The following is a 13245-nucleotide window of genomic DNA, read 5'->3' on the forward strand; positions in this document are numbered from 1 at the left end:
CCCGCGCCGCCTATGTACTGGTGCGGACGGGGCGGCCGGAACGGCATCGGCGGCGGCTTATCCTGCTCGACACCGGACGGCGCAGCGCCGCCGGGGTCGGCGCGGGCACCCGCCTCGACGCGGCCATCGAGGCCGCGCTGCTGCTGGGCGGGCTGGCCGCCGCGGCCGGGGACTCCATCGATCTGCTCGCCTACGACCGGCGGGTGCGCACCGAGGTGCGCGGCGGCGGCGGAAAAGGATTGCAGCCCAAGCTGATGCACGCGCTGGCCGGTGTCGTGCCCGCACTGGTCGACACCGATACCGCGGGCCTGGTGCGCGCCGCCCTGCGGCATGCGCGCCGCCGCAGCCTGGTGGTGTGGTTCACCAGCCTGGACGGCGCCATGGTGGAGGAGAACCTGCTGCCGGTCCTGCCGGTGCTCACCCGGCGCCACCGGGTCATCCTCGTCTCGGTCACCGATCCCGACGTCGCCGCGGCGGCCGAACGGCGCGGCACGCTCACCGAGATCTACACCGCGGCCGCCGCCGAGGCCCAGCTCGCCGAGCGCGCCCTCATCCGGGAATCCCTGCGCCGCAAGGGCATCGACGTGATCACCACCTCCCCCGCCCGCCTCCCCGAGGCACTGGCCGACGAATACCTGGAACTCAAACGCTCCGGTGCCACGTGACGAGCCGCGGCACGAGGGCCGCGGGCGCCGGTGCCGTCAGCGTGCGGCGCTGACGTTCGGCGATCACCGCGCCGAGGATGTGCAGCGGTGGATATCCGGACGGGGGTGTCGCCCGCAGCTGCGCGCAGACGGCGGCGACCAGGGCCTGGCCGAGGTCGTGCTGCACCTCGGGGGTCAGGGTCCGGAATCGGGTCAGGTACTGGCGCACCGGCAGCGCGAGATCCTCGGTGAGACCGGACAATTCGAGCCGCTGCGCCCAGCCCTGCAGCCACGGGGGCGCTACGGCCAGCGCGGGCACGGGAATTCGGACCCGATCGTGCACGACGACCGTCCCGGCCAGGACATCGCCGACCCGCCGCGCCCGCGGCGAGCACAGCGAGGTGACCACGGCGACGGCCCCGAATCCGCCCAGCGCCCAGAAGTCGACGATCGCCCCGGCGAGCCCCCGGGTGAGGGCGTGGCGGAAGTCGACGGGACCGCCGTCCCCGCGCACCACCCGCAGGCCCAGCGCCAGCTTGCCGACGGTCCGGCCGCGCAACAGGGTCTCGCAGGTGATCGGATAACCGGCGAGCACGGCCACCAGGGTCACCAGCACGGCGGCGTCGAGCCACGCCGGATCCGGCCGCAGCCACACCACCAGTGCCGACACCCCGAGCACCAGGAGCCAGCCGAGCACCAGCTGCAGCACCACATCGAGGAGGAATGCCGCGGCGCGGGTGGGGATGCGCGCGATCGGCAGGTCCAGGGCGACGGCCTCGCCGGTTGTGAAAACGGCCATGTCGTCCACAGGCTAGCCTGTTCGCTCGGGAGGCACGGATGGATGTGGACGCGTACGCCTACGCGCACCGGCGATCCTGGGATCGGCTCGACCAGCTGACGCGGCAGCGGCGGTTGTCCGGCGCGGAGACCGACGAACTGGTGCTGCTGTACCGCCGCACCTCGCAGCAGCTGGCCCGGCTGCAAGCGCAGTCGCCCGATCCGGAGCTGATCGGCGGGCTCAGCGCGCTGCTGGCACGCGCCCGCGGCCGCACGCTCGGCGCCCGGCCCGACCCGTGGGGCGAGGTGGGACTGTTCTTCTCCCACCGGTTCCCGGCGGCGGTGTACCGGGCCTGGCCATGGTGGGCCGGGGTGGCGGTGGTGTTCCTCGCCGTCGCCACCGGGCTCGGCGTCTGGGTGTCGGGATCCGCCGCCGCACGGGAGGCGCTGGGCATCCCGGCGGACACCGACGTGCTCACCGGGCCGGGCGGCCGATTCGAGACCTACTACTCCGAACACCCCCACGACGCGTTCGCGGCGCAGGTGTGGACGAACAACGCCTGGGTCTCCGCGGTGGCGCTGTTCACCGGCGTACTACTGCTGCCCGCGGCGTACGTGCTGTTCATGAACGCGTTGAACCTGGGCATCTCGGGCGGATTGATGGCCGATGCCGGGCGCCTGGACGCCTTCTTCGGATTCATCCTGCCGCACGGGATGCTGGAGCTGACGGCCGTCTTCGTCGCCGGGGGCGCCGGACTGCAGCTCGGCTGGACGCTGATCGATCCGGGCCGGCTGAGCCGGGCGCGGGCGCTGGCGCGGCAGGGCCGGGCCACCGCGACGATCGCCCTGGGCCTGGTCGTCGTGCTGTTGGTGGCGGGGCTCATCGAGGGCTTCGTGACGCCGAGCGGCCTGCCCGCGCCGGTACGCATCGCGATCGGGCTGGTGGCGGAGCTGGCCTTCCTCGGGTACGTCTTCGGCGCGGGGCGACGCGCGGCGCAGGGGGAAGCAGTTACCGATCGGCGTACAGCCGACGAACAAACGGAAAATCGGTTGCCAGGAGAGTGACCGCCGACGATGATCTAGGCGGGGGATTTGAGATCCACTGGCCGCAGCGAGTCCAGCTCAGCTGCGGCCAGCGTTACCGTCAACTCTACACAATCGTTATCGCGATGCAACCCGCCACGCCCTGCTCGGGGCGTATAAGTCACGGTTCGAAAACGATGACCGGACAGCATCTCTCACCCGATTCGCAAATTCGTAGCGTCCAACGTGCGAACGGGCCGAAAACGGATCCCCGGCGACCGTCCGGTCTTTCCTCTTCGACCGATTCGATCCCCGCGCCCGGGTCCGGATGATCCCGTTTTCCTGTTTGCCAGGCTGCAGGACCCGATGGGATCGCACCTCCCGAACGGGGCATTAGCAGGATGTTCACCGGCTATACACAGGGTGACTGTGAGATTGCCACAATCGAAACAAACTCAAAGTCCGTTATATGACGAAGTTGCTCGAGTCACATCCTGTATCAGGGAGCGATTCACGGATACGCGACCATTGACCTCGGCCGGAATTGCGACAAGCGTCCGAACAATGAGGGTCCGCAACCCGTCCCGGACGCCGACATCCCCGTGCCGCGCGGCGCGGAGGTGCGGCGAAGATCACACCTTGACGCCCTCCGGCGGCGGCCTCCCTCGCGGCGGGGTGCCGTGTCGCGGCCCATTGACACTCCGGCGGCCGCGAACATGTTCGCCCACAACGGTTCCCGCCGCCCGCACCACCGCCGCGCACCGGGTTACCGGCGGCGACAACGGTTTTCGGGACCGAACTGCTGCACGTGGCGAGGCGAACAGCGAAGATAACCCCCGTGCGGACCAAATTCTCCTCCGAACTCGCGGCACTGACCGGTGAGCTGACCCGGCTGTCGGGGCTGGCACACGAGGCCACCGAGCGCGTCGCGGTGGCGGTGGCCGAATCCAACCTGACCGCCGCCTACGAGGTCTTCGCCCTCGACGAGCAGTTCCAGACCCTGCACGGGGCCTGCGAGAACCGGGCCGTGATCCTGCTCGCGCTGGAGGCACCGGTGGCCCGCGATCTGCGGCACGTGGTGAGCGCGATCCAGATCGCCGACGATCTGTCCCGGATGAGCTGGCTCACGAGCCGTATCGCCGACAGCGTGGTGCGCCGCTATCCGAATCCGGTGGCGCCGCCGGACATCCTGGCGCTGCTGGCCGAGATCGGCCGCGGCGTCATCGCCCTCGCGGCGGCGGCCCACCGCGCCATCGCCACCGACGGCCCCGCGGCCGAGCACCACGTGGTCGCACCCGACGCGGGGCTCGCCGAGCTGCAGCAGCAGGCGCTGCACACGATTTCGGCGCCCGAGTGGTCGCACGGCAGCGCCATGGCCGTCGACCTCGCCCTGCTCGTGCATCACTACGAGCGCTGCGCCGAGCACTGCGTGCGCATCGGCCGCCTGATCCGCTTCTTCCACACCGGAACCCCGCTGTCGGCACAATCCGGCGAGCACTGACCGATATATATGGTCCCGCCCATGATTAGAGCGCGGCTTACCGGGAATGCATGAGGCATGCATACCGAACGTCTGTCGAATCTGCTGGGCGCGGTGGCGCTGGCCGTCAGCGACAAGATGATTCGCGAGGTCACCGCCGCCACGCGGCTGAGTCCCAGTGCCTCGGCGGGCCTGGTCGTACTCCTCGAGTCCGGCCCGATCGGCGTGACCGAACTCGGTCGCCGCGTCGGTCTGACCCAGTCGGCCGCCACCCGCACGCTCGACTCGCTGGAACGCGCGGGCCTGGTACAGCGGACCCGGACCGGACGAGACCGGGCCATCGCCCTGACCGACGCGGGGCGACGCGAGGCCGCATCGATCCTGCGGTCGCGGGTCGCCTGGCTCGAGGCGCTCACCGCCGCGCTGGACGAGCGCGAGCGGCAATCGCTCGACCGCATGCTGGGCAAGATCCTGACCCGGATCTACGACGACATCCCCGACGCCGATCTGCTCTGCAGGCTCTGTGATCGACGGGCCTGCACCCACGGCCGGGTGTGCCCGGTCGGCCAGGCGGCGCGGGACCGCAGCGGGTGAGCCGATGGGGTGGCTGCTCGCGCTGAGTTCGGCCGTGCTGTACGGCCTGTCGGACTTCGTCGGCGGAATCGCCGCGCGGCGAATCCATTTCGCGACCACCGCGGTACTCGGGCAGGCGGCGGGCCTGGGTGTCGCGGTGCCGCTGGCACTGCTGAACGGCACCGGGATGCGGGCCGCGGATCTGGCCTGGGGTGCGCTGTCGGGGCTGGGCACCGCGGGCGGCATGGCGGCGCTGTTCCGCGGGCTCGGGCGCGGCACGATGAGCACGGTGGTGCCGATCAGCACCCTGACCGGCATGGGCCTGCCCGTGCTGTTCGGTGTGCTGGCGGAGGGGCAGCGCCCGAGCGCCGCGGCGAGCCTGGGGGTCGTGGTGTCGCTCCCGGCGCTGTGGCTGGTCTCCCGGACCCCCGACAGCGCACCGGTCGCGGCGCGCGGGGCCCTCGCGGACGGGCTCGCCGCCGGCGTGGGTATCGCGATCCAATACCTGGCGCTCGCGCACGCCAGCGCGGCCTCGGGGCTCTGGCCGGTGGCCGCCGGGCGAGTCACGGCCGTCTGCGCGCTGGTGCCGCTGGTGCTGTGGACCGGGGCGGTGTGGCGGGCCGCGCCCGGTCCGGCCGTTCTCGCCGGGACCGCCGGTGCCACCGCGGCCATGGCGCTCGCGGCCTATCTCGAAGCCACCCATCGGCAGCTCGCCGTCGTCGCCGTGGCGCTGTCCTCGCTGTATCCGGTGATCCCCGTTGTGCTCGGAATCACCGTGCTGCACGAACGGCTGACCCGCCGCCAGTGCGCTGGACTGCTGATCGCCGCGGCGGCGGTCGCGCTGCTCGCGCACTGATCGAAACCCCGGTTGACGACAAACCTACAGATCAGCGCCGCTTCCGGCGGGTGACAACGGGGACGGCGCGGGTGTCCGGATACGAACAAGGGCCCGGATCGGAAGATCCGGGCCCTTGTTGCTGGTGGGCGAAGGGGGACTTGAACCCCCACGTCCCGAAGGACACTGGCACCTGAAGCCAGCGCGTCTGCCATTCCGCCACTCGCCCGAGCGACTGGAAGACAGTATCACGCGGCCGCTGTACGGATGAAATCGCCTGGTCAACACACCTGCCGACACCCCGTCTCAGACTGGGAACTTCGGCGACCTACCGAGAGTTACAGGTGTGGACGATCGTGGATATCATGCAATGACCGTGTCCGTCCGACGACACGCCCTATTCGCGTGTCGCGGATTATTGACAGAGGACCGCCAGGACGAGCGCATCGAAGGGAGGGCCCGGGATGGGAATCGTGTCACGCTTCGAACGACGCCTGCAGGGGGCCGTCGGTGATGCCTTCGCCCGGGTCTTCGGAGGCAGTGTCGTTCCCCAGGAGGTGGAAGCGGCGCTGCAGCGCGAGGCCACCGATCGAGTCACCGAACTCGACGGCGGGCATCTGCTGGCTCCCAACAGTTACGTGATCACCATCAACACGTCGGACCTGCAACAACTCGATGCCGACCACGAGATCACGAGCCGTGCTTTCGCCCGGCATCTGCAGGACTACATCCGCGAGCAGGGGTGGCAGACCTACGGCGAAGTGCACGTCGAATTCCAGGCATCCCCTACGCTGCACACCGGGCAGTTCAGGACGCGCGGCCGGGTCGACCCGGACGCCGACCGCCGCAACCCGCCGCACCGGCGGCCGCCCGACCGGCCTGGACCACCCGCACAACGAAACGCAAACCCGCAACCAGGAGCTGGCCCCATGACGCAGAACTCAGGCTACGACCCCAGCCGTGAGCCCGCGGAGTCCGATCCACGCAACCGCGGGTACGCGCCGCCCGGTGGCCGCCCCGGTCCGGGGAGTTACGACTACGGCCGCGGCGGGCAGTACCCCGCGGCCGGTGACTACGCCGCTCCCGAATCGCAGCAGGCCTACGGCGACTATCAGCAGGCCGACTACCAGAACGGCTACGACTACCAGCAGGGTGGCGCGGCCTACGGTCAGCAGGGCTACGCCGACCAGGGCTACGGCCAGCCGGGCGGATACGACCCGGCCGCCTACAACCAGCAGGGCTACGCCGACCAGGGCTACGGGCAGCAGGGCGGATACGACCAGGGCTACGCCGACCAGGGCTACGACCAGGGCTACGGACAGCAGGGCTACCCCAACCAGGACTACGGGCAGCAGCAGGCCTACGGCCAGGCGCCGGGCGGCTACGAGCAGGGCTACGCGGCCCCGGGCTACGGCCAGGCGCCCGCCGGGTACGAGCAGGGCTATGCCGACCAGGGCGGGTACGACCAGGCCGGGTACGCCCAGCCGGGCTACGCCGACCAGGCCTACGGGCAGCAGGCCGGGTACGCCGCCGCGCCGGGCGCGCAGCAGCCGCCGCAGCGGGGCGGCTCCGGATACTCGGCGACCCTGCAGCTCGACGACGGCAGCGGGCGCACCTACCAGCTACGAGAAGGCAGCAACATCATCGGCCGGGGGCAGGACGCCCACTTCCGGCTGCCCGACACCGGCGTCTCGCGCCGGCATATCGAGGTGCGCTGGGACGGCCAGGTCGCGATGCTTTCGGACCTCGGTTCGACCAACGGAACGCTGGTCAACGGCTCGCCCGTGCAGGATTGGCAACTCGCCGACGGCGATGTGATCCGCGCCGGGCATTCCGAGATCCTGATCCGGATCGTCTGATCCCGTAAGCTCGCCGGTGCAGGTCACGGTGTGACTCGAGAAACCTCGGTCGTATCGTGATCGCAACCGGTCGTCGGCCCTATTATGCTGCCACCATTCGCTCGGCAGCCGGGCCGTGCTGACCAGCACGCCGGTTGGGGGTGCAACCGTACCGACGGCACCGGTCGAACAGGAGGTGGAGCGCCGTGCAGGGACTGATCCTGCAATTGACCCGTGCGGGGTTCCTGTTGCTGTTGTGGCTGTTCGTCTGGGCGGTCCTACGGACCCTGCGCAGCGACATCTACGCGGCATCCGGCATCCGGATCCAGCCCCGGGCCCCGCGCGGTTCCGCGGTGCTGCCATCCTTCAGCCGTGGCCAGAAGGGCGCCAAATATCTAGTGGTGACTCAGGGTTCACTCGCCGGTACGCGAATTACGCTCGGCAGCCAGCCGGTCCTCATCGGACGTGCCGACGACTCCACACTCGTGCTGACCGACGACTACGCGTCGACCAGGCATGCGCGGCTGGCGCCGCGCGGCGACGACTGGTACGTCGAAGATCTAGGATCCACCAACGGGACCTACCTCGATCGAGCGAAGGTCACCACCCCGGTCCGAGTTTCGCTCGGTACCCCTGTCCGTGTCGGTAAGACAGTGATCGAGCTGCGATCGTGACTCTTGTTCTCCGCTACGCAGCGCGCAGCGACCGTGGTCTCGTCCGGGCCAACAACGAGGATTCCGTCTACGCCGGAGCGCGCCTGCTCGCGCTCGCCGACGGCATGGGCGGCCATGCCGCGGGCGAGGTGGCCTCCCAGTTGATGATCGCCGCGCTCGCCCATCTCGACGACGACGAGCCCGGCGACGACCTGCTCGGCAAGCTCGACCGCGCGGTGCGCGAGGGCAATGCCGCCATCGCCGACCAGGTCGAGGAGGAGCCCGAACTGGACGGCATGGGCACCACGCTCACCGCGATCCTGTTCGCGGGCCGCAAACTCGGCCTGGCGCATATCGGCGACTCCCGCGCCTACATGCTGCGCGGCGGCGAGCTCGCGCAGATCACCCGCGACGACACGTTCGTGCAGTCGCTGGTGGACGAGGGCCGCATCACGCCCGAGCAGGCGCACACCCATCCGCAGCGGTCGCTGATCATGCGCGCGCTGACCGGCAACGAGATCGAGCCCACGCTGACCATGCGTGAGGCCCGCGCGGGCGACCGCTACCTGCTGTGCTCGGACGGCCTGTCCGATGTGGTCAGCGACGAGACCCTCGCCAACACGCTGCGCGAGGGCAACACCGACGAGGCCGCCGATCGGCTCATCGAGCTGGCGCTGCGCAGCGGCGGCCCGGACAACGTGACCGTCGTCGTCGCCGACGTCATCGACCTCGACTACGGCCAGAGCCACCCGATCGTGGCCGGGGCCGCCTCCGGCGAGGACGAGGACGCCCCGCCCCCCAACACCGCCGCCGGGCGCGCCGCGGCGATGCGCCCGCCGCGTGCCACACCGCGCCGCGCCCCCGTGGCGCCGGAACCACCGGCCGCGCGCAAGAGTCACAAGCTGCGCTGGATCCTGCTGTCGCTTGCGCTGATCGCCGCGGTCGCGGTCGGACTCGTGGTGGGCTACAAGATGATTCGCAGCAACTACTACGTGGGCGCCGACAACGGCAACGTGGTGGTCATGCGCGGGCTGCCCGGTTCGGTGCTGGGCTATTCGATCCGCGATGTCGATCAGCTCGCCTGCGTCGACCGGGACGGCCGGCTCACGCTCACCTCGCCCGGCGCGGGCTTCCCGGCCGGATGCAAGCAGCTGCAGGTCGACGATCTGCGGCAGTCCGGGCGCGACAAGGTCGTCAACAACGGCCTGCAGCCGGGCACCTTCGGCGATGCCCGCCGCCAGGTCGAGAAGCTCACCACCTCGGAACTGCTGCCGCCGTGCGCGAAACCCGTTGCGCCGCCGCCCGCTCCGCCGGGGCAGCCCGGCGAGAGCCCGAACGGGCCAACCCCGGCGCCCGGCGCGACCGCACCCGCCAACCCCGGCCCCACCAATGCCCCGGCCGAGCAGCCGGTCCCGCCGACGAGCGCCTCGCCGGCCCCGCAGATCCCGGGGGAGAACTGCAGGAAGGCGGACTGATGTCCGCACCCGCACCGCCGTCCGCGGGGGCCTTCCCCAGTCCCCCGGGCGGTTTCGCTCCTGCGCCGCCGCCCACCACCCGGCGCAACACCGAGGCCTTGCTGCTCGGGGGCGCGGTGGTGATCACCACCGCCGCACTGATGCTGGTGGAGGCCAGCCAGGATCAGGAGATCACCTGGGATCTGGCCAAACTCGGGCTGGCGTATCTGGCACTGTTCGGCGTGGCCCATCTGGCGGTGCGGCGTTTCGCGCCGTTCTCCGATCCGCTGCTGCTGCCGATCGTGGCGCTGCTCAACGGAATCGGGCTGGTGCTGATCCACCGCGTGGACCTGGCCGACGAGCAGACCGCCGCCTACAACGACTGGCCGATCCCCTCACCCGACGCCAATCAACAGGTGTTGTGGACCGCGTTCGGCATCGCGCTGTTCGTCGGCCTGCTGGTGCTGCTGCGCGACTACCGCACGCTGGCGCGCTACAGCTACACGCTGGGACTGGTCGGGCTGGTGGCCCTCGTCATCCCGGCGCTGCTGCCCAGTGCGCTGTCGGAGACCAACGGCGCCAAGATCTGGATCCGGCTGCCCGGATTCAGCCTGCAGCCGGGCGAATTCGCCAAGATCCTGCTGATCATCTTCTTCGCCTCGGTCCTGGTGGCCAAGCGCGAGCTGTTCACCGCCGCGGGCAAGCACGTGTTCGGCATGGAGCTGCCGCGCGCCCGCGATCTCGGGCCGATCCTGGCGGTCTGGTTCGTCTGCCTGATCGTGCTGGTCTTCGAGAAGGATCTGGGCACCTCGCTGCTGATCTTCGCGACGGTGCTGGCGCTGCTCTACATCGCGACCGAGCGGGTGGGCTGGGTGATCGTCGGCAGCCTGCTGCTGACGCTCGGATTCTTCATCGCCTACAACTCCTTCGGGCATGTGCGGGTGCGGGTGGCGACGTGGCTGCATCCGTTCGAGGACTACAACAACACCGGCTATCAGATCTCGCAGTCGCTGTTCGGCCTGGCCACCGGCGGGCTGGCGGGCACCGGACTGGGCAGCGGGCGGCCCTCGCAGGTGCCCTTCGCCAAGACCGACTTCATCGTCGCGACCATCGGTGAGGAACTCGGGCTGATCGGCCTGACCGCGGTGCTGATGCTGTTCGCGATCTTCGTGGTGCGCGGGCTGCGCACGGCGCTCGCGGTGCGCGACAGCTTCGGCAAGCTGCTGGCCGCCGGGCTGTCGTTCACGATCGCCGTGCAGGTGTTCGTGGTGGTCGGCGGCGTCACCAAGCTGATTCCGCTGACCGGTCTCACCACCCCGTTCGTCTCCTACGGCGGTTCCTCGCTGCTGGCCAACTACGCCCTGCTGGCGTTGCTGGTCAAGGTGTCCGACGCCGCCCGGGCCCCGGCGCCGGCGCGGCGGCGCGAGCAGGCACCCATCGCCGACGCGCCGACGGAGATGATTCGCGAGCGGGAGCACAGGCAGCAGGCCTCGGCGAGAGGGGAAACGGCATGAACACACCGCTACGCCGCGTCGCCATCGCCGTCATGGTCATGATCGTCGCCCTGCTGGCCAACGCCACCTACGTGCAGGTGATCAAGGCCGACAGCCTGCGCAACGATCCGCGCAACTCGCGCGTGCTGCTCGACGAATACTCGCGCCAGCGGGGGCAGATCTCCGGCGGCGGCGCCGTGCTGGCCAGCTCGATCGCCACCGACGACCGCTACAAGTATCTACGCACCTACCCCACCGATCCGATGGCCTACGCCCCGGTCACCGGCTTCTATTCGATGCAGTACGGCAGCACCGGACTCGAGCGCGCCGAGGATTCGGTGCTCAACGGCTCCGACAGTCAGCTGTTCGGCAAGCGGCTGGTCGACATGATCTCGGGCCGCGATCCGCGCGGCGGCAATGTCGTCACCACCATCAACCCGGTGATGCAGCAGGTCGCCTACGAGCAGCTGACCAGCAAGGGCTACACCGGTTCGGTGGTCGCGATCGAGCCCGGCACGGGTCGCATCCTGACCATGGTGTCCACGCCCAGCTACGACCCCAATCAGCTGTCGGGCCACGACGGCGCCAAGAGCACCCAGGCGTGGGAGTCGCTGTCGACCGATCCCGCCAAGCCGATGCTCAATCGTGCCGTCTCGCAGACCTATCCGCCCGGTTCGACGTTCAAGGTGGTGACGGCCGCCGCCGCGCTGTCGATGGGGATCAGGCCCGACGATCAGTTCACCGCGGCGCCCAACATCACGCTGCCCGGCACCAGTACGACGCTGGAGAACTACAACGGCTCCAACTGCGGCAGCGGCAGCACCGCCTCGCTGGCGGAGGCGTTCGCGCGGTCCTGCAACACGGCCTTCGCCGAGATCGGTATGAAGGTGGGGGCCGCGAAACTCAAGGACGAGGCCGCCGCGTTCGGCATCGGCCCGCACGCGGGCATCCCGATCCAGTGGGCCGACAGCACGGTCGGGACGATCCCGGACAATCCGTCGCTGGCACAGAGCAGCATCGGTCAGCGCGATGTGGCGCTGACCCCGCTCGACGACGCGGTCATCGCCGCCACCGTCGCCAACGGCGGGGTGCGCATGGAGCCGCACCTGGTCGATCAGCTGCAGGGCCCCGACCTGAGCGAGCTGTCCAAGACCAAGCCGGTCTCGGTCGGGCAGGCGATCAGCGGTCCGGTCGCCAGCGAGCTGACCAACCTGATGATCGCGTCCGAGAAGAACACAGCCGGAGGGAATCAGTCACGCCCCTACCAGATCGCGTCCAAGACCGGGACGGCCGAACACGGCAGCGATCCGCGCAATACCCCGCCCCACGCCTGGTACACGGCCTTCGCGCCGGCCCAGAACCCGAAGATCGCGATCGCGGTCATCGTGGAGAACGGCGGGGACCGCGCGCTCGCGGCCACCGGCGGCTCGGTCGCCGCGCCCGTCGCCCGGGCGGTACTCGACGCCGGACTGCAGGGGGGCTGACCAGATGAACGAGCTAGGACGCCTGAGCAGACAGGGCCCCGAGACTCGCGCACATGCGCGGGGCCTGCGGCCGGGCGCCATGAATGAGAGCCTACGGGGGCTGCAATGCTGAACAACGGTGCGATGATCGCGGACCGCTACCGACTGCAACGGCTGATCGCCACCGGCGGCATGGGCCAGGTGTGGGAGGCGCTGGACACCCGGCTGGATCGACGGGTCGCGGTGAAGGTGCTCAAGGCGGAGTTCTCCGCCGATCCGACATTCCGGCACCGGTTCCGGACCGAGGCCAAGACGACGGCCCAGCTCAACCATCCCGGAATCGCGGGAATCTACGACTACGGCGAGACCTTCGACCCGCAGGGCGGCGAAACCGCCTATCTGGTCATGGAATTGGTGCAGGGCGAGCCGCTCAACGCGGTGCTGAACCGGATGAACCGGCTGTCGGTGGCCCAGGGCCTGGACATGCTGGAGCAGACCGGCCGGGCGCTGGAGGTCGCGCACGCCGCGGGCGTGGTTCACCGCGACGTGAAGCCGGGCAACATCCTGGTCACGCCGACCGGGCAGGTGAAGATCACCGACTTCGGCATCGCCAAGGCGGTCGACGCCTCCCCGGTGACCAAGACCGGCATGGTGATGGGCACCGCCCAGTACATCGCGCCCGAGCAGGCCACCGGCGAGGACGCCACCTCCGCCAGCGACGTGTACTCGCTCGGCGTGGTCGGTTACGAGGCGCTGTCCGGGCATCGCCCGTTCTCCGGCGACGGCGCGCTGACGGTCGCCATGAAGCACGTGCGCGAGGCCCCGCCGCCGATGCCGTCGGATCTGCCGCCGAACGTGCGCGAACTCGTCGAGACCACCATGGCCAAGGCCCCGGCCCAGCGCTACAGCTGGGGTGGCGAATTCGGGGCCGCGGGGGCGGCGGGGCGCGCGGGGCGCCGGCCGCCGCCACCGCGCAACGCCGCCGGGCCCGCCGCCTCGCAGACCGGCGCGG

12 protein-coding genes and 1 tRNA gene are annotated in these 13245 nt (G+C 70.3%); 11 read left to right on the forward strand and 2 right to left on the reverse strand.

Annotated features, from left to right (window positions below; all coding sequences use genetic code 11):
• On the forward strand, positions 1-665 hold a 665-nt coding region (locus QH290_RS13170; protein WP_483244247.1), incomplete at its 5' end, for a DUF58 domain-containing protein.
• On the opposite strand, the gene QH290_RS13175 is transcribed toward QH290_RS13170, so the two are convergent.
• Positions 643-1443 carry an RDD family protein gene (locus QH290_RS13175; RefSeq protein WP_280262933.1) on the reverse strand — a complete coding sequence of 267 codons (801 nt, stop codon included), beginning with the start codon at positions 1441-1443 and terminating at the stop codon, positions 643-645. The two genes, QH290_RS13170 and QH290_RS13175, sit on opposite strands and share 23 nt — an antisense overlap.
• 38 nt (positions 1444-1481) lie before the next feature.
• Here QH290_RS13175 and QH290_RS13180 point away from each other — a divergent pair, with 38 nt between their 5' ends.
• From QH290_RS13180 to QH290_RS13195, 4 genes are all read left to right on the forward strand, one after another.
• Positions 1482-2486: a stage II sporulation protein M gene (locus QH290_RS13180; RefSeq protein ID WP_280383006.1), complete on the forward strand. Its 1005-nt coding sequence runs from the start codon at positions 1482-1484 to the stop codon at positions 2484-2486.
• 796 nt (positions 2487-3282) lie between these two features.
• The gene (locus tag QH290_RS13185) at positions 3283-3945 is read left to right on the forward strand and encodes a phosphate signaling complex PhoU family protein (RefSeq protein ID WP_280383009.1); all 663 of its coding nucleotides are present in this window, start codon (positions 3283-3285) and stop codon (positions 3943-3945) included.
• Positions 3946-4002: 57 nt separating this feature from the next.
• Positions 4003-4518, forward strand: a complete 516-nt coding sequence (locus QH290_RS13190) for a MarR family winged helix-turn-helix transcriptional regulator (RefSeq protein WP_280383011.1) — start codon at positions 4003-4005, stop codon at positions 4516-4518.
• A gap of 4 nt (positions 4519-4522) precedes the next feature.
• Positions 4523-5353: an EamA family transporter gene (locus QH290_RS13195; RefSeq protein WP_280262940.1), complete on the forward strand. Its 831-nt coding sequence runs from the start codon at positions 4523-4525 to the stop codon at positions 5351-5353.
• Between the two features lie 122 nt (positions 5354-5475).
• Here the strand turns inward: QH290_RS13195 and QH290_RS13200 are convergent.
• A tRNA-Leu gene (locus tag QH290_RS13200) sits at positions 5476-5561 on the reverse strand.
• Positions 5562-5796: 235 nt separating this feature from the next.
• Here QH290_RS13200 and QH290_RS13205 point away from each other — a divergent pair.
• The 6 genes from QH290_RS13205 to QH290_RS13230 all read left to right on the forward strand — a co-directional run.
• A complete protein-coding gene (locus QH290_RS13205) occupies positions 5797-7191 on the forward strand; it encodes an FHA domain-containing protein (protein ID WP_280262942.1) in 1395 nt (464 codons plus the stop codon).
• Positions 7192-7376: 185 nt separating this feature from the next.
• On the forward strand, positions 7377-7844 hold the full coding sequence (locus QH290_RS13210; RefSeq protein ID WP_280383013.1) for an FHA domain-containing protein FhaB/FipA: 468 nt from the start codon (positions 7377-7379) through the stop codon (positions 7842-7844).
• Positions 7841-9298, forward strand: coding sequence for a PP2C family protein-serine/threonine phosphatase (locus QH290_RS13215; RefSeq protein ID WP_280383015.1), 1458 nt, complete (start codon positions 7841-7843; stop codon positions 9296-9298). The genes QH290_RS13210 and QH290_RS13215 overlap by 4 nt, the downstream gene beginning before the upstream one ends.
• A complete protein-coding gene (locus QH290_RS13220) occupies positions 9298-10791 on the forward strand; it encodes an FtsW/RodA/SpoVE family cell cycle protein (RefSeq protein WP_280263794.1) in 1494 nt (497 codons plus the stop codon). Before QH290_RS13215 ends, QH290_RS13220 begins: the two co-directional genes overlap by 1 nt.
• Positions 10788-12254 (forward strand): peptidoglycan D,D-transpeptidase FtsI family protein, encoded by a 1467-nt coding sequence (locus tag QH290_RS13225; RefSeq protein ID WP_280263796.1) that lies wholly within the window; start codon positions 10788-10790, stop codon positions 12252-12254. Before QH290_RS13220 ends, QH290_RS13225 begins: the two co-directional genes overlap by 4 nt.
• Positions 12255-12359: 105 nt before the next feature.
• A partial coding sequence (locus QH290_RS13230) for a serine/threonine-protein kinase (protein WP_280383018.1) occupies positions 12360-13245 on the forward strand: 886 nt, incomplete at its 3' end.

The sequence above is a fragment of the Nocardia wallacei genome (assembly GCF_029869545.1).
Classification (GTDB): domain Bacteria; phylum Actinomycetota; class Actinomycetes; order Mycobacteriales; family Mycobacteriaceae; genus Nocardia; species Nocardia wallacei_A.

What these genes read in the sequence shown, in the direction of transcription:
- QH290_RS13180 (WP_280383006.1), top strand. Translation starts at nt 1,482, where the DNA reads ATGGATGTGGACGCGTACGCCTACGCGCACCGGCGATCCTGGGATCGG.
- QH290_RS13190 (WP_280383011.1), top strand. Translation starts at nt 4,003, where the DNA reads ATGCATACCGAACGTCTGTCGAATCTGCTGGGCGCGGTGGCGCTGGCC.
- QH290_RS13195 (WP_280262940.1), top strand. Translation starts at nt 4,523, where the DNA reads ATGGGGTGGCTGCTCGCGCTGAGTTCGGCCGTGCTGTACGGCCTGTCG.
- QH290_RS13205 (WP_280262942.1), top strand. Translation starts at nt 5,797, where the DNA reads ATGGGAATCGTGTCACGCTTCGAACGACGCCTGCAGGGGGCCGTCGGT.
- QH290_RS13225 (WP_280263796.1), top strand. Translation starts at nt 10,788, where the DNA reads ATGAACACACCGCTACGCCGCGTCGCCATCGCCGTCATGGTCATGATC.
- QH290_RS13175 (WP_280262933.1), bottom strand. Translation starts at nt 1,443, where the DNA reads ATGGCCGTTTTCACAACCGGCGAGGCCGTCGCCCTGGACCTGCCGATC.
- QH290_RS13220 (WP_280263794.1), top strand. Translation starts at nt 9,298, where the DNA reads ATGTCCGCACCCGCACCGCCGTCCGCGGGGGCCTTCCCCAGTCCCCCG.